The organism is Selenomonas sp. (genome assembly GCF_057272215.1).
The window spans coordinates 201,339-225,813 of sequence record NZ_DBHIUY010000001.1; the positions used below are offsets into that span (position 1 = coordinate 201,339).

At 58.1% G+C, this 24,475-nt stretch carries 23 protein-coding genes; all 23 read left to right on the forward strand.

The features are described from left to right. Nucleotides 1–104 precede the first annotated feature (104 nt). The 23 genes from ACO5Z0_RS00860 to ACO5Z0_RS00970 all read left to right on the forward strand — a co-directional run bounded on the left by ACO5Z0_RS00860 (nt 105) and on the right by ACO5Z0_RS00970 (nt 24,273). Nucleotides 105–713 carry a TerD family protein gene (locus tag ACO5Z0_RS00860; protein ID WP_442673229.1) on the forward strand — a complete coding sequence of 203 codons (609 nt, stop codon included), beginning with the start codon at nt 105–107 and terminating at the stop codon, nt 711–713. Nucleotides 714–849: 136 nt separating this feature from the next. Beyond that, nucleotides 850–1,428 (forward strand): TerD family protein, encoded by a 579-nt coding sequence (locus tag ACO5Z0_RS00865; RefSeq protein WP_485648817.1) that lies wholly within the window; start codon nt 850–852, stop codon nt 1,426–1,428. A 214-nt stretch (nt 1,429–1,642) separates the two neighbouring features. Next, nucleotides 1,643–2,332 (forward strand): TIGR00266 family protein, encoded by a 690-nt coding sequence (locus ACO5Z0_RS00870; RefSeq protein ID WP_442673232.1) that lies wholly within the window; start codon nt 1,643–1,645, stop codon nt 2,330–2,332. Nucleotides 2,333–2,335: 3 nt separating this feature from the next. After that, nucleotides 2,336–2,920: a TerD family protein gene (locus tag ACO5Z0_RS00875; protein WP_442673227.1), complete on the forward strand. Its 585-nt coding sequence runs from the start codon at nt 2,336–2,338 to the stop codon at nt 2,918–2,920. Nucleotides 2,921–3,052: 132 nt separating this feature from the next. Continuing rightward, a complete protein-coding gene (locus tag ACO5Z0_RS00880) occupies nt 3,053–3,928 on the forward strand; it encodes a TerD family protein (RefSeq protein WP_485648818.1) in 876 nt (291 codons plus the stop codon). A 50-nt stretch (nt 3,929–3,978) separates the two neighbouring features. Continuing rightward, nucleotides 3,979–4,983, forward strand: coding sequence for an HpcH/HpaI aldolase/citrate lyase family protein (locus ACO5Z0_RS00885; RefSeq protein ID WP_485648819.1), 1,005 nt, complete (start codon nt 3,979–3,981; stop codon nt 4,981–4,983). 12 nt (nt 4,984–4,995) lie between these two features. Further along, nucleotides 4,996–6,012 carry an ATP-grasp domain-containing protein gene (locus ACO5Z0_RS00890; RefSeq protein ID WP_485648820.1) on the forward strand — a complete coding sequence of 339 codons (1,017 nt, stop codon included), beginning with the start codon at nt 4,996–4,998 and terminating at the stop codon, nt 6,010–6,012. Nucleotides 6,013–6,023: 11 nt separating this feature from the next. After that, on the forward strand, nt 6,024–7,148 hold the full coding sequence (locus tag ACO5Z0_RS00895; protein ID WP_485648821.1) for a phosphoribosyltransferase domain-containing protein: 1,125 nt from the start codon (nt 6,024–6,026) through the stop codon (nt 7,146–7,148). Beyond that, the gene (locus ACO5Z0_RS00900; RefSeq protein WP_485648822.1) at nt 7,145–8,218 is read left to right on the forward strand and encodes a cysteine protease StiP family protein; all 1,074 of its coding nucleotides are present in this window, start codon (nt 7,145–7,147) and stop codon (nt 8,216–8,218) included. Before ACO5Z0_RS00895 ends, ACO5Z0_RS00900 begins: the two co-directional genes overlap by 4 nt. 1 nt (nt 8,219) lies before the next feature. Continuing rightward, a complete protein-coding gene (locus ACO5Z0_RS00905) occupies nt 8,220–8,972 on the forward strand; it encodes a haloacid dehalogenase (RefSeq protein WP_485648823.1) in 753 nt (250 codons plus the stop codon). A 337-nt stretch (nt 8,973–9,309) separates the two neighbouring features. Further along, nucleotides 9,310–10,152, forward strand: coding sequence for a transposase (locus tag ACO5Z0_RS00910; protein ID WP_485648824.1), 843 nt, complete (start codon nt 9,310–9,312; stop codon nt 10,150–10,152). A gap of 21 nt (nt 10,153–10,173) precedes the next feature. Then, complete coding sequence (locus ACO5Z0_RS00915) at nt 10,174–10,707, forward strand: GNAT family N-acetyltransferase (RefSeq protein WP_485648825.1); 534 nt, start codon at nt 10,174–10,176, stop codon at nt 10,705–10,707. Beyond that, nucleotides 10,704–11,897: a phosphopentomutase gene (locus tag ACO5Z0_RS00920; RefSeq protein WP_485648826.1), complete on the forward strand. Its 1,194-nt coding sequence runs from the start codon at nt 10,704–10,706 to the stop codon at nt 11,895–11,897. The genes ACO5Z0_RS00915 and ACO5Z0_RS00920 overlap by 4 nt, the downstream gene beginning before the upstream one ends. Before the next feature lie 333 nt (nt 11,898–12,230). Further along, the gene (locus tag ACO5Z0_RS00925; protein WP_442673711.1) at nt 12,231–12,617 is read left to right on the forward strand and encodes a response regulator; all 387 of its coding nucleotides are present in this window, start codon (nt 12,231–12,233) and stop codon (nt 12,615–12,617) included. Beyond that, nucleotides 12,607–13,464: a hypothetical protein gene (locus ACO5Z0_RS00930; protein ID WP_442676845.1), complete on the forward strand. Its 858-nt coding sequence runs from the start codon at nt 12,607–12,609 to the stop codon at nt 13,462–13,464. Before ACO5Z0_RS00925 ends, ACO5Z0_RS00930 begins: the two co-directional genes overlap by 11 nt. A 206-nt stretch (nt 13,465–13,670) precedes the next feature. Next, nucleotides 13,671–15,158, forward strand: coding sequence for a methyl-accepting chemotaxis protein (locus ACO5Z0_RS00935; RefSeq protein WP_485648827.1), 1,488 nt, complete (start codon nt 13,671–13,673; stop codon nt 15,156–15,158). Between the two features lie 137 nt (nt 15,159–15,295). Beyond that, nucleotides 15,296–16,090, forward strand: a complete 795-nt coding sequence (locus ACO5Z0_RS00940) for an amino acid ABC transporter substrate-binding protein (RefSeq protein ID WP_485648828.1) — start codon at nt 15,296–15,298, stop codon at nt 16,088–16,090. Between the two features lie 247 nt (nt 16,091–16,337). Continuing rightward, entirely contained in the window at nt 16,338–17,144 is an 807-nt protein-coding gene (locus tag ACO5Z0_RS00945; protein WP_485648829.1) for a histidine racemase CntK family protein, read from the forward strand. A 49-nt stretch (nt 17,145–17,193) separates the two neighbouring features. Next, a complete protein-coding gene (locus ACO5Z0_RS00950; RefSeq protein WP_485648830.1) occupies nt 17,194–17,478 on the forward strand; it encodes a hypothetical protein in 285 nt (94 codons plus the stop codon). Nucleotides 17,479–17,607: 129 nt separating this feature from the next. Beyond that, nucleotides 17,608–18,063, forward strand: coding sequence for a MarR family winged helix-turn-helix transcriptional regulator (locus ACO5Z0_RS00955; protein WP_442672485.1), 456 nt, complete (start codon nt 17,608–17,610; stop codon nt 18,061–18,063). A 32-nt stretch (nt 18,064–18,095) separates the two neighbouring features. After that, nucleotides 18,096–19,172, forward strand: a complete 1,077-nt coding sequence (locus ACO5Z0_RS00960; RefSeq protein WP_485648831.1) for an efflux RND transporter periplasmic adaptor subunit — start codon at nt 18,096–18,098, stop codon at nt 19,170–19,172. Next, nucleotides 19,169–22,237 (forward strand): efflux RND transporter permease subunit, encoded by a 3,069-nt coding sequence (locus tag ACO5Z0_RS00965; protein ID WP_485648832.1) that lies wholly within the window; start codon nt 19,169–19,171, stop codon nt 22,235–22,237. The genes ACO5Z0_RS00960 and ACO5Z0_RS00965 overlap by 4 nt, the downstream gene beginning before the upstream one ends. Before the next feature lie 167 nt (nt 22,238–22,404). After that, the gene (locus ACO5Z0_RS00970; RefSeq protein WP_485648833.1) at nt 22,405–24,273 is read left to right on the forward strand and encodes a GGDEF domain-containing protein; all 1,869 of its coding nucleotides are present in this window, start codon (nt 22,405–22,407) and stop codon (nt 24,271–24,273) included. Nucleotides 24,274–24,475: the final 202 nt, after the last annotated feature.

The following is a 24,475-nucleotide window of genomic DNA, read 5'->3' on the forward strand; positions in this document are numbered from 1 at the left end:
GTATGAAAGAAATTTTCATCAAAGCCATGAAGGGAAAAGGCGACGGCAGGGCGAATTATTTTACATAAGACTATTTCTAAAAGAGAAATCGAGGAGGCAGGAATATGGGCGTGAATCTGCAAAAGGGACAAAAGGTAAACTTGAAGAAGTCGGACGGACAGGCGCTATCGCGCATTCGCATCGGGCTTGGTTGGGATCCTGTCAAGCAAGAGAAAAAGGGCGGGCTTTTCGGCTCCATCTTCGGCGGCTCTGCGCCCGACATCGACTGCGATGCGAGCGTGATCGTCTGCAAGGGCGGCCGTCTCTCAGGGAAGAACGACATCGTCTATTTCGGCAACCTCAAGCATTCGTCGGGGGCGATCGTCCATACGGGCGACAACCTCACGGGTGACGGCGAGGGCGACGATGAGCAGATTCTCGTCGATCTTACGGCTGTGCCCGCAGACTACGACAAGCTCGTATTTGTCGTCAACATCTATGACTGCGAGTCGAGGAAGCAGGACTTCGGCATGATCGCGAACGCTTTCATCCGTATATGCGACGAGCGGACGGGCGAGGAGTTCTGCCGCTACAACCTTTCGGAGAGCTACGCAGGCATGACGGCGATGATCTTTGGCGAGATCTACCGCCACAACGGCGAATGGAAGTTCAACGCCATCGGGCAGGGCACGACGGATACGGGGCTTAACGCGCTGGCGAAGCGCTACCAGTAAGGAAACAGGTCATCATGCCTAGCGGCTTGATATAGGGGCGGCTTCGGCTTTCCCATGAGGCGGCACGCATGTGCCTTGGGTTGAGGAAGCGCGGCTATGCAGCGTTTTCCGCGTTCTACGATAAGGAGGAATCTTCATGGCAATCAGTTTGAAAAAAGGACAGAAGGTTGATTTGACGAAGAGCAATCCGGGACTTTCAAAGCTCTTGATCGGTCTCGGCTGGGACACGAACAAGTACGACGGCGGCTCCGACTTCGATCTCGACGCTTCGGTATTCCTTCTCGGACCGGATGAAAAGGTCACGAGTGACGCGGACTTCGTTTTCTACGGAAATCTCAAGCACGCTTCGGGCGGCGTAGAGCATACGGGCGACAATCTGACGGGCGAGGGCGAAGGCGACGATGAGCAGATCAAGGTCGACCTCTCGAAGGTGCCGGCTTCGATCGATAAGATCGACTTCACGGTCACGATCTACGAAGCTGATGAGCGCAAGCAGAACTTCGGACAGGTGTCGAACGCTTTCATCCGCGTCGTCAACGAGGCTTCGGGTGAGGAGCTTGTGCGCTTTGATCTCGGTGAAGACTTCTCGATTGAGACGGCGGTCGTCGTCGGCAGGCTCTATCGTCAGGGGACGGAGTGGAAGTTCAACGCCGTCGGCGCGGGATACAGCGGCGGTCTCGGCGCACTCGGCAAGGCTTACGGCGTCAACATCTAAGCACATTCTTTTGTTGGAGGAGTCTCCCTCATCGGGGGAGGCGAGAGAAGGGGGCTGTGCATAAGTCGCTCAGACTCGTGCACAGCCTCTTACCATGAAGCTCCAAGAGGTCGAGCCGAAGATGCAGACCGATTGGGCAGGCTTCTGTAAGGGCGGCGTACAATGTCCGCAAAGTGGGCGTTTGTGCGTGCAGCTTATCATCGAAAGGGGTGCGATGATGGAATATAAGATCTTATATCCTGAGGCTTTTCCTGTAGTCGAATGCTCGCTGCGTCACGGCGAGGCGATCAAGGCGGAGTCGGATGCGATGATCGCTATGGATGCGACCGTTGACGTCGAGGGCAAGATGGAGGGCGGCGTGCTCGGCGGCATCATGCGCCGCGTCTTTACGGGCGAGAGCTTCTTCATGCAGCGTCTCGTGGCGTCGCGCGGCGCAGGCAAGGTGCTCTTCGGGCATCCGCTGCCCGGCGGCATCATGGATGTCGCCTTGGACGGCTCCTATGGCATGATCGTACAGAAGGGCGGCTTCCTTGCGGCAGAGGAGACGATCAACGTCGATTCGAAGATGCAGGGGCTTATGCAGGGCTTTTTCTCGAAGGAAGGCTTCTTCCTGCTGAAACTCACGGGCAAGGGCATCGCTTTTCTGAGCAGCTATGGCGTCATCCATGTGCTGAATCTCGCAGAGGGCGAGGAGGTCATTGTGGACAATGGTCACCTCGTCGCGTGGCCCGACTACATGAACTATAAAATCGAGAAGGCGTCGAACGGCTGGATCTCAAGCGTCATGTCGGGCGAATGCCTCGTGTGCCGCTTCCGAGGTCCCGGGCCCGTACTTATCCAGACGAGGAATCCCGAGGGCTTTGAAACATGGATACAGGAAATTGCGAAAAAGGGAGGTAAATGATACATGGCGGTGAATCTTTCCAAAGGCCAGCGCGTGAGCCTCGACAAGGGCATGACGATGGCGCTCGTCGGTCTCGGCTGGGACGTCAACCGGTACGACGGCGGCACGGACTTCGACCTCGATGCCTCGGCGTTCCTCTTGGGCGCGAACGGCAAGGTGCGAAAGGACGAGGATTTTATCTTCTACGGCAATCTCGACAGCTCCGACGGCTCGGTGCATCATACGGGCGACAACTTGACGGGCGAAGGAGACGGCGACGACGAGGTCCTGACCATCGACTTCTCGAAGGTACCGCCCGACGTCGATAAGATCGCCATCACTGTGACGATCTATGAGGCTGAGGTGCGCAAGCAGAACTTCGGGCAGGTGTCTAACGCCTATGTGCGCGTCGCACGCATGGCGAACGCGCAGGATATGCAGGGCACGGAGGTTTTGCGCTTCGATTTGATGGAAGAGTTCTCGATTGAAACGGCGCTCGTCGTCTGCGAGATCTATCGGCACAACGGCGAGTGGAAGTTCAATGCGGTCGGCGCGGGCTATCAAGGGGGGCTCGAAGCCCTTTGCCGCGCTTACGGCGTGAATGTTTGACAAAGCACTGGAAAAAAACGGGAGGCCTTGCGCCTCCCGTTTTTGAGGTAAGGTCCTGATGCGGCTGCGGCGTAGCGGATTTCAGAGTCCCGCTCCCGGGGCTGCTGAAAATCGACGACGGAGATGGATGCGATGGAAAGAGAGCAGGCAAGGAATGCTGCCCGTACCGGCGGCTCTTCGGCGGCGCTGCCGAAGTTCATCGACTGCGGCGTGTTTGCGCCCGAGCGTGAGAATTCCTTCGCCATCGCCGCTGCGTTTGCAGAGGAGACGCGCGTGACAGGGGAAATTTCGGGCGCACGGCTTACGCCGGAGCTTTTGCGGGCGGGCGACGGCGGTTTCGTCTTGACGCTTCCCGCAATGCGTGAAGGGACGGTCGTCTATGGCGCGCTGCGCCTGCAGTCTTCGCATGAGGAGCGGCGCATATTCGTCGCGGGCGAGGCTGCCGCAGGCGCACCGCAAAGGCGGGCGTCGGCGCCGCGCCCGCCTTTGCCGCAGCTTGTGCGCGGCGAGCGGCTGAAGCTCGAAGGGGACGAGAAGCTGGCCTTTTTTTATGAGGACGAAGGAAGCGAGGCGGGCGTCGATGTCGATGCATACGTGTTTCGTCTCTATGAGGGCGGGCGCGTGCAGGGCGATGAGGATTTGATCTTTTTCGGCAACGTGCGTGCAGGCGACGGCAGCATCGAGGTGGAAAAGGCGGGCGATCGCATCGGTGCGAGCATCGACGTCGCGAAGATCGGCGCGGCTGTCGAGCGCATCGTCCTCTGCTTCGCCGTTTACGACGACGGCACGGGCAGGGATTTTTCCCATGTGCGTGCGCCGCGTGTGACGCTTGCAGAGGACGGTGAGCCGAAGTACGGCTTCGCGCTCGACGCGCTGCATCGCGAGAAGACCGTGAACGCGGCGGAGATTTACCGCCATCGCGGCGCATGGAAACTCAAGATCGTCGGTGCGGGCTACGAGGCGGGACTGGCGAGACTCTGCGAGGACTACGGACTCAGCGTGGAATAAAGAAGGGACGCGGATTAGCCGTGATTCCTGAAGATGGAGGTTTACCATGAATGGAAGATAGGGAAATCTTGCAGTACAAGGTGGGCGGGCTTCTCTACATGCCTGCTTACCAGGAAAATATCGTAGAGAAGATTCGTCGGCGCGAACATGCGCATTTGACTGCCATCTGTTTCTGCCTTGAGGATGCGATCGGCGATACGGCGGTCGTAGACGCCGAGCGGGTCCTGCGCACGAATCTCGCGGCGCTCAAGGAAGTCTACGAGGAGGATCGGCGCGAAAAGCCGCTGCTCTTCGTGCGCGTGCGTACGGCGGATCACATGGAGCACTTCCTCGACTTTGTGGGCGCAGCGGGCGACGTCTTGACAGGCTACGTTCTTCCGAAGGTGAATCTTGGCAACGTCGAATCGTATATGGAACTTATGCGCATGTTGAATGATGGGTCGGCAAAGAAGCGTTACCTCATGCCGGTTCTTGAAAGTCCGTCCATCGCCGATGTCAAGAGCCGCGCCGCCGTCTTGGGTGAACTCAAGGCGATCTTCGACGCGCACCGTGAATATGTCTTGAACATTCGTGTCGGCGGCAATGATTTCAGCAACCTTTACGGCGTGCGCCGCTCGATTGCGCATTCCATCTATGCCGTCGGCGTCGTGCGCGATATCCTCATCGACATTCTGAACATCTTCGCGCGTGACTACGTCGTCTCCGGTCCGGTCTGGAACTACTTCGGCGATGATCCTGCGGGCGCGTGGGCGCGAGGGCTCAAGAGGGAGCTGGAGCTTGATCGCCTGAACGGCTTCATCGGCAAGACGGTCATCCATCCCGCGCAGCTTCCGTTCGTATTCGACAGTCTGAGGGCGGAGCGCGCCGACTTCGAAGATGCGAAAATGATCGCCGACTGGCAAGATGAGAAGGCGGGCGTGAAGAAGAGCTGGGACGGCACGCGCATGAACGAAGTCAAGACACATGCCAAGTGGGCGAAGCGCGTGCTGACGCTCGCGAAAATTTACGGTGTCAAGGAAGATGGAGCGGCATGTGCCGCCGAAAGCAAAAGGTAAGGGGAAGTTTTTATGCGAGTATGGTTCAACCAATGGTTCAGCACGGCATACCATCTGATCGAGCTGATGCGGTCGGGTTCGCCCGGAAAGATCACCTTCGTCGGCTCAAGCGCCAATCCAAATGCGCTCTATCGTCTCGTTTCCGACGAATGGCATACGGAACCGACGCTTCCCGTTTCCGATGAATATGTGGAGTATTGTTTAGAGTTTTGCAAGAGGAACAAGATCGACGTCTTTTTTCCGCGACGCGGCTTGACGCTGCTTTCGCGCCACATGGAGGAGTTTCGCGCCGCAGGCACGATTCTTGCGGCGGGCAGCGATTATAAGATCATGCGGCTTTTGGATGATAAGGCGGCGACGTACGCTTTCTTCGAGGCGCGCGACGCATCCCTCGTGCCTGCGCACCTCGTTGCAGGCACTTACGAGGAGTTCTGCGCCGCCTACGAGACCTTGCGTCCCCATTGCCGGCGCGTCTGCTGCAAGCTGACGAAGGACGAGGGAGCCGAGACGTTCCGCGTCATCGACGATACGCTTCTGCGGTCGGGCGACGTGCGGCGAAAGCCCGGCATGAAGCTCACATGGGATATGATGCGCACGATTGTCCGGGGCTACGACTTTTCCGTGCCGTTTATGCTTATGCCGTACCTCGAAGGGCAGGAGATCAGCGTCGACTGCCTGAGGACGCCCGGCGGGGAGATCATCATTCCGCGCTTCAAGACGAACCACCGCTATTCGGAAGTCCGCTTCGATGAGGAGATCGTCGAGAAATGCCGCACGATGATGAACCTTCTGCAGATGGATGTGCCGATCAACATCCAGTTCAAGGGCGATGGAGAAAAATACTTCCTGTTGGAAATCAATCCGCGCATGTCGGGCGGGCTGCAGCTCTCGTGTCTCGCAACGGGCGTCAACGTGCCGGACATCGCCCTCAGTCAGCTTCTCGGCAAGGAAAAGCCGTGGCAGTACCCCGACCGCAGTCGGGTTTACCGCGTGGCGAATCTTGAGACGCCGAAGCAGCTCGGGGCGTGAGGAGGGACGCGATGAACTATACGGCAGATGAGGTGCTGCGCGTGGCAAAGCGGCATAGGAACGCAAAGCGCGGCTATCTCCTCGTCAATCCCCTGCAGGGAAAGCATATACCTGCCGCTCCGAGCCGCGCTCTCGCCATGATGAAAGCGCTCGGCGAGAAGGTCGCAGCAAGCTGTCCTTCGGCAAGGCTCGTCATCGGCTTCGCCGAGACGGCGACTGCCATCGGCGCCGTCGTTGCGAAGTCGCTCGCGGACGCGTGCCTCTACGTGCAGACGACGCGCGAGGAATTGCCGTCCGGCGTGCGCACGATCGAGTTTTTGGAAGAGCACAGTCATGCGCCCGAGCAGCGCCTCGCCGTCGATGCGCTCGAAGCGCAGCTCGCTGAGACGGATACGGTCGTCTTCGTCGACGATGAGATCTCGACGGGCAGGACGCTCTCTAATATCATTGCGCAGATGAAGGAGAAGCTGCCTGCGCTTCGTGAAAAAAAGCTCGTCGCGGCGTCCATCCTGAACCGCTTGACGGCGGCGGATCGCGAGCGGCTCTTGGCGTGCGGCGTCGAGTGCGTCGCGCTCGTAGAGCTTGCGCCCGGCGACTACGAGACACGCGCGGCGGCGTTTCAAACGCGCGGGGCGGCGGACTGCCGCGAGCCGTCCCGCCGCTACCCCTACCGCACGCTTGCGCTCGGCGAGCACGCGACGCCGCGCACGGGCGTCGCGATCGGCGACTATATGCTCCTCTGGCAGGGCGCGGGGCTCATCCTCGCTGAGCGCATCGCTTGGGCGAAGCACGAATCGATCCTTGTGCTCGGCACGGAGGAATGCATGATGCCGGGGCTCATGGTCGGCAAGGTCTTGGAGACGAAGGGCTGGGAGAACGTATTCTTCCACGCGACGACGAGAAGCCCCATCGGCATCTCGGACGAGGAGGGCTATCCCATCGAAGCGGGCTGGCAGGTGCAAAGCTTCTACGATGCGGCACGCGCGACGTACATCTACAATCTGCGTTCGTACCATCATGCCGTCATCGTCTCGGACACGGCGCACGAAGCGCATGAGGCGGTCGAGAGTATCGCCCGCGCCCTGCGCGAGAGCGGCTGCATGGACATCGTCTGTCTGATGAGCCGCGACGAATGACGAGGAAGGAGCGGACGATGTTCAGCACATACCACAAGGACGACGTGACGATCCTTTTGAAAGACATCACGGGAAAGCTCGACCCTCTGCCGACGGCAGAGAGGGAAAAGCTCATTCAGTCGGGCAGGCATTACTCAGAGATGCTGCCCTTGGAATATGAGCCGTCGGAAAAGTACCTGAAGGCGTACTTCGACGCGCTCTCGCGCTACGCTGAGATCACAGCCCATGCGACGGCGAGTCTCGCCGAGAAGATTTATGAGGAGAAGGGCGCATCCGCCGCGCTCGTCTCGCTCGCCCGCGCGGGCACGCCCATCGGCATCTTGCTCAAGCGCTATATCAAGAGGCGCTTTGGCGCGGACGTCGCGCACTACACGATTTCCATCATTCGCGGCAGGGGCATCGACAAGAACGCCATGACGTACATCCTTGCGCGTCATGCGCCCGAGGCTCTGCAGTTCGTCGACGGCTGGACGGGCAAGGGCGCGATTGCGCGCGAGCTTGCAAACGATGCGGCAGAGTTTCGCGGCGTGAGCGCGGGGCTTGCCGTCCTGTCCGATCCAGCCTATGTGGCGGAGAAGTGCGGCACGCACGAGGACTTTCTCATCGCGAGTTCGTGCCTGAACTCGACGGTGTCGGGGCTTCTGAGCCGCACGGTGCTGCGTGATGATTTGATCGGCGCGGCGGACTTTCACGGCGCGGCCTTTTACGAAGGACTGCGCGAAAAGGATCTGACGTATGACTTTATCGGGGCGGTGGAAAGGCGCTTCCCCGAGGAAGCGCCGCCCGTGCGCGAGGAGGGCGCGGCGCATCGGTCGGGGCTCGCCGAGGTCGAGCGCATCGCGGGCGATTTCGGCATTCGCGACATCAACCTCGTGAAGCCCGGCATCGGCGAGGCGACGCGCGTCCTTCTGCGCCGCCTGCCGTGGAAACTTCTCGTCAAGAGCCGCACGGACGAAGCGCGGCTCGGTCATCTCTATCAACTGGCAAAGGAGAAAGGCGTCGAGGTCGTAGAGTATCCGCTGGAGAATTATCTCGCATGTGGACTCATACGATCGCTCGCCGACAACTGACATGAAAGACATCGTATTCGCTTCCGATCTCGACAACACGCTGCTCTACTCGCGCAGTCACAAGCGCGAGGGCGATATTTGCGTCGAGCATATCGAGGGCAGGGCGCACGGCTTCATGACGCCGCTCGCTGTCGAGCGTCTGCGCGAAGTCTCGCAAAAAGTGCAGCTGATTCCCGTGACGACGCGCTCCATCGAGCAGTATCGGCGCATCGAGTGGCCGGAAGGCACAGCGCCCGAATACGCCGTGACGACGAACGGCGCGGTGCTCCTGCACGGCAGCGAGGTCGATGCCGCGTGGCGCGAGGCGCATGACGCTTTGATCGCCCCTGCACGAGAGGAGATCGCACGCTGTCACGCGCTCTATCTGGGCGATCCCGCGTTCATCCGCTGCCGCATCGTCGACGATGCCTATCTCTTCGTTTACTGCGCCGACGGCGTGGACGTGCGGTCGATGGCGGAAAAGTGCCAAAGAGAGACGAGCCTTCGCGTCGAGCCGTCGGGCAGGAAGATCTACTTCTTTCCGCCGAAGCTCACAAAGGGCGCGGCGCTCCGGGAGCTGCGCCGCCGCTTTTTGCCGCGCTGGGTCTACGCCGCCGGCGACACGGCGATTGACGCGCCGCTCCTCGCCGCAGCTGACCGCGCCTTCGCCGCCAAGACGCTCACGATGGAAGACGCCGCGCACATCCGACGGCACGAAGGCTGCGGCGTATTCGCCGAATGGCTGCTCGGCGAGATCTTGCAGGAGCTTGACTGAAAGAAGCGGCTTCTTGTGGTATAATAGAGGAAACACTGATAAAATGAGGTCGCCCAGATTTGCACAGATGCGCTGTATCTATCGCGGTCAACGTCAGCCAATCATGCGGCGCACTTCGCGCTTGCATTCTTGGGACGTTTTCGCATACGAGCCGTTGCCCAATCGCCTGCGTCCTTCGGACTTGGCTCTTGGACGGCTCAGCAAGGAGACAAACCACAGGCGTAGCGGTGCTACGTCGAGGATTTGTCGACGACGAGAGGACAGCGCAGATGTGTGAAGATGGGTGGCTGAATTTATCAGCGTTTCCTAAAGGAAGCACAGCGAAAGGAGCACACGCATGGCAAAAGGCCGCCAATATCAAGATACGGTGTTCCGCGCATATATGAATGACGTCGACCGTCTGAGAGATGTCGCAGGGGCGCTTCATGGAAGGACATACGCAGCGAATGAAAAGATTCAGATTATGACCCTCGAAGGCACGTTCCTTTCGCAGTTGAAAAACGATATATCCTTTTTGATCGAGGGCTGCTATCTGATTCTTTTGGAGCATCAAAGCACTTGGAATCCAAACATGGCACTTCGTTGCTTATATTATATCTGTGAACAATTCCGCACGCTGGTGGAAGCGAAAAAGCTCTATCAGAATGTGAAGATTAAGCTTCCTGCGCCAGAGTTTCATGTGTTTTACTTGGATGAAAACGATGTGCGGGAGAGTCATTTACTGAATCTTTCTGATGCTTATATGATAGAAAATGGGAAAGGTTTTTTGGAGCTGACGGTTCTCTGTCATAATATTGCCTATGATAGCGGGAAGAAGCTGCTGCAAAAAAGCCAGGCATTGCACGATTACAGTTTTTTCGTTGCCTGTGTCAAGAAAAATATCGCTCAAGGGGTGGAACGGGCGATCGCCATCCGAACTGCCGTGCGCTATTGCCGTGAGAACGACATCATGAAAAACTTTCTGGAGTTACATGAAAGCGAGGTCATCGACATGGTCAATTTCGAGTGGAACCAAAAGGATTTTGAAGAAGCTGTTCGTGAGGAGGTTCGTGAGGAAGAGACATCGGCGTTCATTCTCGGTATGCTGAGAGAGAAGCTGCCGCTGGAAACCATCGCGCGGGTGTCGAAAATGTCGGTGGAGCGCATTCAGGAGCTTGGTCGTATGCACAGCCTGCTTTGACGCGATAGAAAGGAGCATCGTATGCAGGGCATTGTGAAAAAGGGTCCGCGCCTGCAGTTTCGACAGGCGGAGGAGAGGGATCTCGACTACATCCTCGAAGTCGAATTTCGCCCCGAGAACGGCAAATTCGTCATTCCGTGGGAGCGCGAGGTGCATAGCCAGACGCTCAACACCGAGGGAGCGATTCATCTTGTCATCGAGTGCATAGACACCTTGGAGCCGGTCGGATTCCTGATGATCGCAGGGCTCAACAATCCGTCGAAGGAGATCGAGTGGACGCGCATCATCCTCGACAAGAAGGGCGAGGGCTATGGGCACGAAACGCTCAAGCTCCTGAAGTCGTGGGCGTTCGACGATCTCAAGTTCCACCGCGCTTGGCTCGACTGCAAGGATTACAACGCGCGCGCGCTGCATGTCTACGAGTCGGAAGGTCTCGTGCGCGAGGGGCTGATCCGCGAGACGATTCTGACGGACGGCGTTTATGAAAATCTCGTAATTCTCGGCATTCTCGACCGCGAATACTTCGCACGCAAGGAAAGGGGCGATGAACTTTGAAAAAGATCAAGCGCGTGTTCCTCATCGTGCTCGACAGTTTCGGCGTCGGCGCGGCGCCCGATGCCGCCGACTTCGGCGACGGCGCGTGCAATACGCTGCTGAGCCTCGTGCGCACAGACGGCTTCGCCGCGCCGCACCTCGCCTCACTCGGGCTTTTCTCCGTCGACGGCATCAAGGACGCGGCAGAGGCAGCCGCGCTTCGCGTGCCTGCGCCGCGCGGCGCTTTTGCGCGGCTGCGGGAAAGCTCGCGCGGCAAGGACACGACGACGGGGCATTGGGAGCTGGCGGGCATCGTCGGCGAGCATCCGATGCCGACGTACCCTGCGGGCTTCCCGCCCGAGATCATCGCCGCGCTTGAGGCGAGCATCGGCAGGAAGCTCATCTGCAACAAGCCGTATTCGGGCACGCAGGTCATTCATGACTACGGGCGCGAGCACATCGAGACGGGCGCGCTCATCGTCTACACCTCGGCGGACAGTGTGCTGCAGCTCGCGGCGCACGAGGGCGTCGTGCCGCGTGAGGAACTTTACGAGGCGTGCCGCAAGGCGCGTGCCATTATGTGCGGCAAGCACGGCGTCGGCAGAGTCATCGCGCGTCCCTTCGTCGGCGAGTATCCGAACTATGAGCGCACGGCGGGACGGCACGACTTCTCGCTTGAGCCGCCGGCGACCGTGCTCGACGCATTGAAGGACGCAGGATTCGCCTCCATCGGCGTCGGCAAGATCTCCGACATCTTTGCAGGAAAAGGTCTGACGAAGAGCCTTGGCACGAACGAGGACAACGCCGACGGCATGAAAAAGACGAGATCGCTCCTCGGCGAGGACTTCACGGGTCTTGCCTTCGTCAATCTCGTCGACTTCGATATGGTCTTCGGTCATCGTCGTGATACGGCAGGATATGCACGCGCCGTCATGGAATTCGACGCATGGCTCGGCGAGTTTCTCGCGGCGATGAAGGAGACGGACGCGCTCATGATCACGGCTGATCACGGCTGCGATCCCGGTGCGCCCGGCACTGACCACACGCGCGAATATGTGCCGCTTCTGGCTTATGGCGCGGCGGTACGCGCGGGCGTCGACCTCGGCACGCGCTCCGCATTCGCCGACGTCGGCGCGACGATCGCCGAGATCTTCGGCGTGGAGCTTGTGACGCGAGGGCGGAGCTTCTGGCGTGAGATTGCCGAAGGCTGAACGCCGCACGCGAAGGATCGCTTCATGGCGATAAGCTTCACGGCATGTACCCCTTTACGTCTTGCGCACATAGAACCCGAACGCCTCGAAATCGTTGGTTTCGAGGCGTTTTTTCTGTATGATGGAGGATGGATTCGTCAGAGAACAGCCGCATAGGATTCCTGTGCGCCTGCATCCCGATAATCGACGATACGAAGAAACTTCGCAAGAACTTCGCCGTCGAATGTTCTCATAGAAGAGAAGAGTATGTTATAATGATATTGAGAACGGTATCGTAGAGAAATGCTTTCCGTGCCCAAGGGTGCGGCGGCGCTTTGTTAGGAGGCGTTTTTATTGGCAAGAAAGTGCAAGATCCTCATTTCAGATGATTCCAAGCTCCTGCGCAAGCAGCTGCGTGAGGAGTTGGAGGCGCTTGATTGTGAGGTCATAGAGACGGAGAATGGCAAGGAAGCGATTGCCGAGAGCTTGGGAGATCGGCCCGATGGCGTCATTTTGGATATCGTAATGCCCGAGGTCAATGGGATCGAGGCGCTTCGCGTCATTAAGGAAGTCGATGATACGATTCCCGTCATCATGCTGTCCTCGGCAGGTACGCCGGAAAAGCTTATGGAGACTTTGAAGCTCGGGGCGCTGGACTTCATTCAGAAGCCATATACGCCCGAGCAGATTAAGAATGCGATCTTGCGTATTCGGAAAAAGGCGGGGCTGGATGAGCAATGATCTGCTTTTCCCACAATTTCTCTTAAATCGCGGTGTCTTGGATGCGGCGGAGGTGAGGGGCTTTCTCAAAAAGATGCTCCATTCGAAAGTCGATGTGCCTGTACAGGCGCTTTTTCATGGCGTGGCGACGGCGGCAGAGCTGACCTCGCTCGGCACGCTTTCGGGGGCGGCGTTTCGCGAGTCTGCGGAAAAAGAGGGCATCTTGACGGCATCCCAGCTGTATAATCTTGGCGAGGCGCTCTCGGGCGAGGGATGCCTTTTTGCGCAGGCGCTCTTGGATGCCGGGCGGCTCGACTATGGTGAGATCGAGCGTCTTTTTCGCGGCTTCATGCGTGCGGGCGAGCATCCGCTGGCGGAAGCGGTCGAGCGTGCAGCCGGCGGTGCGCTCGCGGAAGAGCTGCCGCTTTATACGGAATATGTCGGCGTCGCCATGCTTGCTTTCAAGCGCTTCATGAAGATCGCCTGTGTGATCGACCCGCAGGCAGAGCCTTTTGCGGCGTCTGTGTCGCGCTGTGTTGTTTCGCAGGCGGTCACGGGCGGCGTATCCATTGTCGCGGGTCTTGAGATGCCTGACGATGTGTTCTTGGAGCTTGCACGGCGTTACAGTCACGAAGATTTTTCTGTGCCGGATGCTCTCGCGCTCGACAGCATCGCGGAGTTTTTGAATGTCTTGGACGGCTTCTTTGCGGTGCGCCTCGGCGAACGCAGTCTTGAGCTTGACTTGGAGATTCCCAAGACGGCGTGCGCCCTGAATCCGAAAGCAAGTCCGAGCAAGTTCCTGCGTCTGCATCTCGACAGTCCTGTAGGAGCTTTTGCGCTCATTTTGGCGGCGGATGAGTTCCTTTAAGAGAAGCTGATGAAAGGAAGTTGTTTGGATTTGTGCAGATTGAGGGATGAAAGATACTTTCAATAAAGAATTGACAATGGAAGTTATGCGGTATATCCTATAAGTAGGATGAGAAAGAAGATGCACTTGGCTGAGACGTACGGACTACTCGCTTTCTAAGATGGGTGTGCGTGTTTGTATGTTGGAAGGAGATTTTAATGTTTGGCATGAAAAAGGCTGTGGCCGCCCCGAACGGTGGCCAAAACTTGGCGGCTGCAATTCGCGCGATTGCACAGAAGCACGAGAAGAATCAATTTTTTGCGAAGGTGAACGGGAGTGAACCTTGGGCGGTCGCGGTCAATGAGCTGATCGACCGGGTGAATGAAGAGATCGACTACCAGAAGTTCCGCATCCATACGATCAATGCGGCGGTCCATTCGGGCGTTTGGTATATGAAGATCAATGCGGATTTCAGCATCGCCTATGCGATCTGGTCGGATGAATTTCGGCGCATGATCGGTTTTCATGATGAAAACGACTTTCCGAATACGGTCGAGGCTTGGAGTTCGCGCCTGCATCCGGACGATACGGACGGTACGCTTACAGCCTTTACGCAGTGCATCAAGGATTTGAGCGGCAATACGCCCTACGATGTAAACTACCGCATGAAAGTGTATGACGGCAGTTACAAGTGGTTCCATGCTTCGGGCAACGTGGTCAGAAACCAGAGCGGTCATCCCGAAGAAATCATCGGCGTATTTGTCGATATCGACGAGGAAATCAAAAATAAGGAATATCTCGACTACACGCTGAAACGCTACGAGGCGATCGACAGCATCTTGTCGGAAGGCTCGTGGAATATGCGCGTGATCGGGGACGATCCGACGAATCCGAACAACGAGTTTTGGTGGTCGGATCGCTTCCGTCATCTCTTGGGTTTTTCCGATACGACCGATTTCCCGAATAAATTGAATTCGTGGTCGGATCGCCTGCATGAAGAGGACAAGGCGCGTACCCTGCAGGCATTCCAGTCGCACATCATGGACTACAGCGGCAGGACGCCGTTCGATCTGGAGTATCGCTTGAAAACGAAAACAGGCGAATATCGCTGGTTTCATGCCGTGGGCAAGACGATCCGCAAGCCCGACGGCACGCCTGTCTTGGTCGCGGGAGCCATCGAGGACATCACGCTGTTGAAGAACAGCAAGGAAGAGTTCTACAAAGAACTTGGCACGATGATGGATGCCCTGTACGCTTCGATTGAGGACATCACGAAGAGCGTCAGCGAGACGACGGCGCGGACGGCGGAAATTTCGGGCGTACAGGAAGAGATCACGACCGCTGCGGAGGATACGCGCGAGCAGACAGAGAATACGCTGAAGATGACGGAGCTCATCATGAACATTTCGAAGCAGACGAACCTTCTTGCGCTCAACGCATCCATTGAGGCGGCGCGTGCAGGCGATGCAGGACGAGGTTTCTCCGTCGTCGCCGAAGAGGTGCGAAAGCTCGCGGACAGCAGTCAAGAGGCGGTAGGCAGGATCGTCGAAGCGCTCGGCTCGATGGAAAAGGCGTCGAGCAACATCAGCGAGAAGATCAAGTCGATCAACGGCCTTCTCGAAAGTCAAGCCGCAAATATGAAGGAGATCAGCGCAGCCGTGGAAGAAGCAAAGGCGATGTCGAGCAGCATCGAGGAGCTTTCCAAAAAGATGTGATTGTCTTGCAGATTTGCCGCCCTGCGGCGCCGGAAGAGATTCGGCGCCGCAGGGCTTTTTTCTGCTTGGCAAAGTCTGCGGAATATTGTATAATATCACCGTGATAACACTTTAACGAAGAAAAGGAGTGCGTGATTTTGAAGAAAGTTTTATTCATCTGTCTGTCGCTCATGCTGGCGGCAGGTCTTGTGGCTGGCTGCGGCGGTGCGAAGGAGAAGTCGGCAGGCGATGCGCCGAAGAAGATCGTCATTGGTCTGGATGACAATTTCCCGCCTATGGGTTTTCTGAATGAGCAAAATGAGATTACAGGCTTTGATGTGGATCTTGCGAAGGAAGCGGCGAAGCGCCTTGGCACAGAAGTTGAGTTCAAGGCGATCGACTGGGCGAGCAAGGAGGCGGAGATTCAGAGCGGACGTATCGATGCGCTGTGGAACGGTTTGGAGATCACGGAGGAGCGCAAGAAGAACCTGCTTTTTTCTGAGCCGTACATGAACGATCAGCAGGTGATCTTCAAGCGTGCGGACGATGCTTCGATCGTGAAGGAGGACGACCTCAAGGGTAAGATCGTCGCGACGCAGAGCGCCTCAGGAACGGCGGAGGATTATGTGGATGGTCACAAAGATGCGACGGGGTATAAGGATGTCAAGAAGTATGCAGACTACTTGTCAGCATTTATGGATCTGGAGAACGGTCGCGTCGATGCGATTGTCTGCGACGAGATCATCGGCCGTTTCTATATGTCGAAGCATCCCGACAAGATCGCCGCGCTCGACGGTCATGTCGGTCCCGTGACGCAGTTCGGCGTTGCTTACCGCAAGGATGATACGGCGCTCAAGGAGAAGATGCAGAAGGTTATCGACGAGATGCGCACCGACGGCACGATGGCGAAGATCTCAGAGAAGTGGTTTGGCAAGGATATCACGAAGCTGTAGGAAACGCTGATAAAATGAGGTCGCCCAGATTTGCACAGATGCGCTGTATCTATCGTGGCGACAAACCACAGGCGTAGCGGTGCTACGTCGAGGATTTGTCGACGACGAGAGGACAGCGCAGATGTGTGAAGATGGGTGGCTGAATTTATCAGTGATTCCTGCAATGTTTTAGCTGTTTTGGAGGCTGTGCGCGAGCTTGGGGCTGGCGCACAGCCTTGCTGTATCTTGAGGTTTTGGGAGACGGATCATGGAACTGGATTTCATCAAGCTGAGTCCGCTGGGAAATACGACGGTATTTTTGCGTGGCGAAGCTGCGCGGGATGCGCACGCCGCGCTCTTGTGCGAGGCGATGGACTACGATCATCTGGCGGCGGAGCAGGCGGGTTTTCTCGTCGCGCCGCACACGGGGGAGGCGCTTCTTCGCGTCGAGATGGCGGGCGGCGAGTTCTGCGGCAATGCGACGCTTTCGGCGGCGGCTCTGGCGGCAGCTGAGGGGGCGGCGTCGCCGTTCTTCGTCGAGTGCTCGGGCGCGGCTGCGCCGCTTCATGCAGAGGCGCGGCATTTCGGCGCGGGACGCTGGCTGGCGCGGGTCGAGATGCCGCAGGCGCATGAGCTGCGGAGGCTTTCGCTTGAGCGGGAATCCCTTGGAGCAGCTGCTTTAGGCGGTGCGGCGACATGCGTCGCCTTATCGGGCATCACGCATCTCGTCGTCGAAGCCGCAGACCTTTCGCCGGCGGATTACGACGCGCTGCTTGCATTCCTAATGCGCGAGGCAAAAGCCGATGCTTACGGAATTGTGCCGTTTGAGCGCATGGGATGCGATCGCTTTCGCATTCGCCCTTACGTCGCTGTGCCGAGTGCGAAGAGTCGTGTATTCGAGCGTGCCTGCGGCTCAGGCAGTCTCGCGCTCGCGCTTGCCGAAGGGAGCGCAGACAAGCGCATCGCCGTCGAGCAGCCGGGCGGCACGCTTTTTGTCGAGCGCGGCGCTCGGCTTTTTCTCGAAGGCGAGGTGCTCATTTCCTGCCGCGGCATGGTGGAACTTGCAGCGCGGTAAGGAATCGGGAGATTCGTGCCGGCGATATGGCATTCAAGGAGGTGCAAAGATGAGAAAATACGCAGTGCTCAAGGAGCCGGTTCGCTGTAATGACGGGGAAATCATTTATAAGATCATGCTTCATACGACAAAAGGCGGAATCTATCTGTATAAGTACGACGCTCCTGATGCATTGGAATGCGCCCATGATGATTTCTATGAGGATTTGGACGCTCTGCATGAGGTATGGGATGCGCTGGTGGATGACAATGGTTGGATAGAGACGGCGGATCCGGCGGAGGGGGAACAGCATGATGCGTTTCCGACGGGTCATGCATCTGCCGCACAGAAATGAGCAGAGAGCGCCGTTTTGTTGAAATATAAGGAAAATGTTGATATAATCAACAAAAAGGTTTTTGTTGCTGAATGGAAATGACGCTCGCCGTCTGCACGAGGAGAGCAAGGATGCGATGGAGGAATTTCTATGGAGAATTTGCAGGTGGCGCGATGTTTTTCTGTTTTGGACGGGCGTTCGCGCAGCTATGTGTTGGAGGCATGTCGTCCGTTGAAGATTACTTATTCGGAGTATGTTGTTTTGCTGCGTCTTTTCGACTGCGAAGGGGTCAGTCAGGAGGATTTGTCGCGTGTGCTTCATACGGATAAGTCCGCTGTGGCGCGAACGCTGAAGCTCCTTGAGCAGAAAGGCTTTATCTGTCGCGAGAAGGATGCGGAGGATCGGCGAATCAAGCGCATTCGCTTGACGGAGTATGGTCGTATGCAGCATACGTTTTTGATGTCCGTCATGAACTGTTGGGTCAATTATTTGATTGACACGTTGTCGCCGCAGGATGTTGACAGTGTGGCGCGCAACTTTCAGGTGTTGGCGCAGCGATCATCGGAGGCAGATTTTCAGGAGATCATCGGTAAGACGATGCGCTGAGATTTCGGAGGGAGACGAGAGGAGGAAACGATGTGAGATATGGGGGACGAGAAGCGGCTGCTTTTCTTTTGTCAGCGGCGATCTTTCTCGCGGCAGGCTGCGGCGATGCGCCGCCGAAGGATGCGCAGGCTCCTCTGGTGCGCACGCAGCGCGTCGCGGCGAATGAGGCGGCGCGCACGGTGAACTATGCGGGCAGTGTGCGCGGCCGCTACGAGAAGCATCTGGCGTTTCAGGTCGGCGGACGTATCATCGCGCGCTCGGTCAACGTGGGCGACCGCGTGGAGGCGGGGGCGTCTCTCCTGCGCATCGATGCTTCCGACATCGTGCAGAAGTCGAGACAGGCGGATGCGCAGGTCGATGCGGCAAAGGCGCAGCTCGATCTCGCAGAGGTCAATGTCGCACGCTACCGTGAGCTTTATGCGGCGCAGGCAGTGCCTGCCGCTTTGCTCGATCAGTATGAGACGGGCTATGAAGCGGCGGCGGCGAGCTATCGGCAGGCGCTCGCACAGGCGGCGGAAGGGCACAATGCCGTCTCCTACACGGAGCTTACTGCCGATTCCGCAGGCGTGGTTTCGGCTCTTTTGGCGGAGGCAGGGCAGGTGGTTGCGGCGGGGCAGACGGTCGTGACGCTCGTCGAGTCGGGCGATCTTGAAGTCGAGATCGCTGTGCCCGAAGATCGTCTCGCCGATGTGCCGCCGGGGTGGGAGGTCTCCGTCTCCTTCTGGGCGCTCGGCGCTTCGTCCGTTTCCGGTACGGTGCGAGAGGTCGCGCCGGTGGCGGACGCTGTTTCGCGTACCTACCGCGTGCGCGTCGCTCTGCCTGCGCCGCCCGCGGGACTGGCGCTCGGCATGACGGCGAATGTGGCTGTTGGAAGAGTGTCGCCGTCGGTTGTGCATCTGCCGCTTTCCGCCGTCTATCAAACGGGCGATTCGCCCTGCGTTTGGCTTGTCGGTCAAGATAACAAGGTGACTTTGCAGGCGATTGCAGTGGACGGCTATGATGGCAACGATGCGCTCGTTCGAGGCGTCCCCGACGGTGCGCTCGTCGTGACGGCAGGCGTTCATAAGCTGCGCGAGGGAGATGAGGTGCGGACGGGGGATGCGCCATGAAGAATCTGACGGAACTTTCCTTAAAGCATAAGGGGCTGGTCTGGTACTTCATCATCATCGTATTTTTCGGCGGCATGTTTTCTTATGAAAAGCTCGGCAGGATGGAGGATCCCGACTTCACGATTCGGCAGATGGTCGTCTCAGCGGCTTGGCCGGGTGCGACGGCGCAGCAGATGGAAGAGCAGGTCACGGACAAGATCGAGAGGAAGCTGCAGGATGTGCCGGGTCTCAAGCGGATCACGAGTTACTCGCGCGAAGGTCAGGCGGTCATATATGTGACGCTTAACGACGACGTGCCAAAGGCGAATATCCGTCCGACGTGGCGCGATGTGCGAAATCTCTGCGAGGATGAAAAGCGCAGTTTGCCCGTCGGCGTCTACGGCCCTTACTACAACGACCGTTTTGACGATGTCTTTGGCTCGGTCTACGCCGTGACGGGCGACGGCTGGTCTTACGAGGAGATGCGCGAGCAGGCGGAAAAGACGCGCCGCGCCTTGCTCACCGTTAAAAATGTGCAGAAGGTCGAATTGATCGGCGTGCAGCCGGAGAAGATTTACGTCGAAGCGGCGCGTGAGCGTCTCGCAGAGCTTGGCATACCGCCGGACGCCATCCTCGCCGCCATACGCACGCAGGAGGAGATGACGCCTGCGGGGATGATTGAGACGCAGACGGACAACGTCTATGTGCGCGTCTCGGGCGCTTTCGATGACATGGAGGCGATCCGTGCGCTGCCGATCAGAGCCGGCGGGCGCACCTTCCGCCTCGGCGACGTCGCGAGTGTCACGCGCCGCTATGCCGAGCCCGCCGCGCCGAAGATGTATTTTGACGGTGCGCCTGCTGTAGGCGTCGCTGTTTCTATGCGTCCGGGCGGCAACATCCTGACGCTCGGCGATGATCTGGAGAAGAAGATCGCCGCGCTCAAGGATGATCTGCCGCTTGGCTTGGAGATCCATCAAGTCTCCGATCAGCCGCAGGTCGTCGCCGAGTCCATCGACGATTTCGTCGACACGCTCAGAGAAGCCGTCGTCATCGTACTCGCTGTGAGCTTCCTGACGCTCGGGCTTCGCACGGGGTTCGTCGTCGCCTGCTGCATCCCGCTCGTCCTGACGGGCGTGTTCCTCTTCATGTACGGCGCGGGCATCGACTTGCAGAAGGTGTCCTTGGGTGCGCTCATCATCTCGCTCGGGCTGCTGGTCGATGACGAGATCATTGCCGTCGAGATGATGAGTGTCAAGCTCGAAGAGGGGCATGACCGCTTTTCTGCGGCGGCACATGCGTTTCGTGCGACGGCGCTGCCCATGCTGACGGGCACGCTCATCACCTGCGCGGGTTTCATCCCCGTCGCTTTTTCGAAGGGCATGTCAGCGGAGTTCTGCGCCTCGCTTTTTCCCGTCATTGCGGCGGCGCTTCTCTTGTCGTGGATCGTCTCCGTCATGGTCGCGCCGCTTCTCGGCTATCATCTCATCCGCATCAAGCCGAAGCGCGATAAAGAGGGCGAGACGGTACTCTACCAAGGATGGTTTTATCGTACGTTTCGACGTGTGCTTGAAGCGTTCCTCGCGCATCGACGCTCTGTGCTGATCGCGACGGCGCTTGTCTTTGCCGCGTCCATCGCGCTCCTCGGCGCTTGTCGGCAGGACTTCTTTCCGCCGTCGCTACGCCCGGAAATCATCGTTGAGATGCGCCTTCCCGAAGGCTCGTCCATGAAAAATACAGAGGAGCAAGCAAGTCGTTTCGCCGCCTTTCTCGATGGACTGAAGGGGGAGTATAGGAACTATTCCGCCTATGTGGGCGAGGGTGCGCCGCGCTTCGTCTTGGCTTTCGAGCCGGTTCTGGCGGCAGAAAACTACGCGCAGTTCATTATCGTCGCGAATGACAAGGAGTCGCGTGAGGAACTGACGGCAAAGATTCGTGCGGAGCTTGCAGAAAACTTCCCGAATGTGCGCTCGAATCTCAAGTTCATCCAGACGGGACCGCCTGCGGCGTACCCGATCATGCTGCGCGTCGAAGGCCCCGACAAAGAGAAGGTCATGGCGCTCGCCAATGATGTCGCCGACATTGTGGCAGGCGATGCGAACACATACGACATAAATCTTGACTGGCAGGAGAAGAGCAAGGTCATGCACCTTGCGCTCGATCAGGACAAGCTCAAGGCGCTCGGACTTTCGACGCAAATGGTGCAGCAGATGCTTTACACGGAGCTTACGGGAGTGAAAGCGGCAGAACTCTACGAGGGCGACCGCATGGTGGACATCGTGCTGCGGCTCAAAGAAGAGGACAGGAGCGATCTCTCCCGCCTTGGGGAGATGCCGATCTATTTGCCGCAGGCAGGCTATGTGCCGCTCGCGCAGGTCGCGAAGATCTCTTACGGCGCGGAAAACGGCGTTATATGGCGGCGCAACTTGCAGCCTGCCGTGACCGTGCGCGCCAATATCTTCGCGGGGACAGCGACGGATGCGGCGAAGAAAGCGTACGAGGCGACGAAGGAACTGCGGGCGGGGCTGCCCCAAGGCTATGCCATTGAGCCGGACGGCACGCTTGCCAACAGTCAGGACTCGATGGCGTATCTGCTCGTGCCTGTGCCAGCGATGATCTTCATCATCATGACGCTTCTGATCTTTCAGGTGCGCGAGGGGCGTGCTATGGTCATCACACTCTTGACGGCTCCTCTCGGCATCATCGGCGTCGCCTGCGGCATGTTCCTCACGGGCGAGCCGATCGGCTTCGTCGCCGACCTCGGCATACTCGCGCTCTCGGGCATGATTATACGAAATTCCGTCATCCTCATCGACCAGATCCAGAAGCATATCGAAGCGGGTGAGGCGCCGTGGCAGGCGGTCATCGACTCCGCCGTGCTGCGCTTTCGTCCCATCATGCTGACGGCTGCCGCTGCGATCCTCGGTATGATTCCGCTGATGACAAGTGCGTTTTGGGGACCGATGGCGGTCGCGATCGCGAGCGGTCTTTTCGTGGCGACGGTGCTGACGCTGCTCGTACTGCCCGTCATGTACGTCGCTGTCTATCGCGTGCAGCGGGATGTATGTGTGCGATCGGAAGGAAAATAAATATTTCTGCATATCTAGACTTTGGTACTGCCTTATGATATATTATGGCAGAAAGGTCAGAGTTTTATTCTCGATTGACTGGACTTCTGTAGGGGCGGCGTACAATGTCTATGAAGCGACATTGGCGCCTGTAGTTTAGGACAGTGCAGGAAAGGCGGCGTACGAGCGTGTTTTTGAAAAAGGACTGGCTTGCGGCGCTTGCTGTTTCGATCTTTCTCGCACTGGTGTTCGTCGGGACGTCCTTGGCGCCTGCCGTTCTTTTGCCCAAGTCTGCGTTGTCCGCAGATGCCCATGCGCTTATGCCGGACTTTGATGAGATGGCAGTTTTTTCGGCGCAGCAGTCTGCTGTTGAAGAGGCAGCGCCGGATGAGCTTTTTTATTGGCAGAGCGCCGAGCCGCTCGATCAGCGCCGGCAGGAAGCTTTGCTGGCTTCCGCGCAAAAGGGCGCCGACGGCTGGAATCGCATCGACTATCCCGGCGCGCCGCTCCTTTCACGCGACGCACGCTATATCTGGATGACGGTGCGTCTGCCCGAGGAAGAGTACGGCTCGATGGCGCTCTTTTTCAAGACGACGAATCAGTCGGTATGCGTCTGGCTTGACGGCAAGGTGATCTACGAGTACGGCTCTATGGAAGAAAAGTCTTACGAGTACGGTACGCGATGGCATCTCGTGCCGCTGCCTGCGCACTATGCGGGGCGTTGTCTCGTATTTGGTATGCACTCGTTTCATGCGCGTGATCTCGGCAACTTTGAGCATCTTTGTCTGCGCGATATGCGTGCGAGTGTGGCGGAGATGTTTTTTGCCGATCTGCCGCTCGTCTTCGGACTGTCGCTTGTTTTTATGATGAGCGCCATCGTGACGCTTTATTGTATCACGCTGCAAGGAAAGCAGCGCGCCTATCGGTATCTTTTGTGCTTTCTGGCAGATTATGCGCTGTGGATGGTCAGCGTGATGAACGCGAAGTATTTCCTGCTCGACTGGCCGGCGTTTTGGTGGTACGTGCAGCTGCCGACGACGTACGGCTTCGCGATTTTTGCCATCCTCTTTTTCGCAGAGCTTCTGCCCGAGGAAAAGTGCCGCACGATGCGGCTTTTGGTCGTACCGCATATCTTCTTGCTGCTCCTTTCGATCCTCGGCGAGATTTTCATTGCGCGCGGCATGATGTTCGGCTGCCTGGGGCTGTTTTTCCCGCTGATGCTCGTTCTTTCGCCGTGGGTCGGATACGTCCTCTGGCTGGAGGGGCGGCGGGGCAACGGCTACTGCCGCATAGCGCTCGTGCCGCTGATCGTCATCGTTCCGCTTTCGATGTTTGACAGCCTGTGGTTCTATTATCGCCTCATTGACTGGGGTATGTATATCACGCCGTTTGGACTGCTGTCCCTCGTATTTCTGCTCCTCAGTACGATACGTATGCGCATCCGCGAAGAGCTGCGCAACGAAGCGGCGCGGGATTCTCTGCAACATGAGGTCATGGCGGCGCAGGAAAAGGCGCAGATTGATCCGCTGACGGGATGCTTCAACCGCTACAAGTTCTCGACGACATTCGCGGAGTGGGTGCGGGTGGCGGAGAACACGGACGGCAACTTGGCTGTCATCATGCTCGACATCGACTTTTTCAAGAGCGTCAACGACGCCTATGGACATGATGAGGGCGATCATGTACTGCGCTCTTTCGCCAACGAGGTGCGCAGCGCCTTAGATCGCCGCCATTTGCTGATTCGTTGGGGCGGCGAGGAATTCATCATTCTGTGCCTGCATTACGATTTGCGCGAGGCGGGCGAGTTCGCCGAAAAACTGCGTGCGCGGGTGGCGCAGGCTTCTTTGTGCCACTATCGTGAGATTCATTGCAGCGTCGGCGTCGCAAGCTGGCACGGCGCGGATAAGGATACGTCTGCGGCGCTTTTGAAGCGTGCGGACGATGCGCTCTATGCCGCTAAGATGGAGGGACGCAACGGCGTGAAAGTCGAGGAGCCGGGCAGTTTGGCGGTCAGTCTGGAAGCGACGAAATGCGCGGAAAGTGTATCTGTGCATTGAGCCGGCAGGAGAATATCATACGAATGAAGAAGTAACAAGAGACGGCTGTATGCTGCGGAGATTTGCAGAGCAGGCGGCTCTTGTTTTTATTTTCGGGGCAGCGGTTTCAGAAACCGCCGCTCATTCGGTCGCCGGATGCAGACATCTGCGCTCTGCGGAGGATTTGCCGCCGCAGAGCGGGCGGAAAAATCTGCCGGATGAC

What these genes read in the sequence shown, in the direction of transcription:
- ACO5Z0_RS00965 (WP_485648832.1), top strand. Translation starts at nt 19,169, where the DNA reads ATGAAGAATCTGACGGAACTTTCCTTAAAGCATAAGGGGCTGGTCTGG.
- ACO5Z0_RS00875 (WP_442673227.1), top strand. Translation starts at nt 2,336, where the DNA reads ATGGCGGTGAATCTTTCCAAAGGCCAGCGCGTGAGCCTCGACAAGGGC.
- ACO5Z0_RS00935 (WP_485648827.1), top strand. Translation starts at nt 13,671, where the DNA reads ATGAAAAAGGCTGTGGCCGCCCCGAACGGTGGCCAAAACTTGGCGGCT.
- ACO5Z0_RS00915 (WP_485648825.1), top strand. Translation starts at nt 10,174, where the DNA reads ATGCAGGGCATTGTGAAAAAGGGTCCGCGCCTGCAGTTTCGACAGGCG.
- ACO5Z0_RS00880 (WP_485648818.1), top strand. Translation starts at nt 3,053, where the DNA reads ATGGAAAGAGAGCAGGCAAGGAATGCTGCCCGTACCGGCGGCTCTTCG.
- ACO5Z0_RS00870 (WP_442673232.1), top strand. Translation starts at nt 1,643, where the DNA reads ATGATGGAATATAAGATCTTATATCCTGAGGCTTTTCCTGTAGTCGAA.
- ACO5Z0_RS00890 (WP_485648820.1), top strand. Translation starts at nt 4,996, where the DNA reads ATGCGAGTATGGTTCAACCAATGGTTCAGCACGGCATACCATCTGATC.
- ACO5Z0_RS00865 (WP_485648817.1), top strand. Translation starts at nt 850, where the DNA reads ATGGCAATCAGTTTGAAAAAAGGACAGAAGGTTGATTTGACGAAGAGC.
- ACO5Z0_RS00900 (WP_485648822.1), top strand. Translation starts at nt 7,145, where the DNA reads ATGACGAGGAAGGAGCGGACGATGTTCAGCACATACCACAAGGACGAC.
- ACO5Z0_RS00930 (WP_442676845.1), top strand. Translation starts at nt 12,607, where the DNA reads ATGAGCAATGATCTGCTTTTCCCACAATTTCTCTTAAATCGCGGTGTC.
- ACO5Z0_RS00955 (WP_442672485.1), top strand. Translation starts at nt 17,608, where the DNA reads ATGGAGAATTTGCAGGTGGCGCGATGTTTTTCTGTTTTGGACGGGCGT.
- ACO5Z0_RS00950 (WP_485648830.1), top strand. Translation starts at nt 17,194, where the DNA reads ATGAGAAAATACGCAGTGCTCAAGGAGCCGGTTCGCTGTAATGACGGG.
- ACO5Z0_RS00910 (WP_485648824.1), top strand. Translation starts at nt 9,310, where the DNA reads ATGGCAAAAGGCCGCCAATATCAAGATACGGTGTTCCGCGCATATATG.
- ACO5Z0_RS00895 (WP_485648821.1), top strand. Translation starts at nt 6,024, where the DNA reads ATGAACTATACGGCAGATGAGGTGCTGCGCGTGGCAAAGCGGCATAGG.
- ACO5Z0_RS00945 (WP_485648829.1), top strand. Translation starts at nt 16,338, where the DNA reads ATGGAACTGGATTTCATCAAGCTGAGTCCGCTGGGAAATACGACGGTA.
- ACO5Z0_RS00885 (WP_485648819.1), top strand. Translation starts at nt 3,979, where the DNA reads ATGGAAGATAGGGAAATCTTGCAGTACAAGGTGGGCGGGCTTCTCTAC.
- ACO5Z0_RS00860 (WP_442673229.1), top strand. Translation starts at nt 105, where the DNA reads ATGGGCGTGAATCTGCAAAAGGGACAAAAGGTAAACTTGAAGAAGTCG.
- ACO5Z0_RS00905 (WP_485648823.1), top strand. Translation starts at nt 8,220, where the DNA reads ATGAAAGACATCGTATTCGCTTCCGATCTCGACAACACGCTGCTCTAC.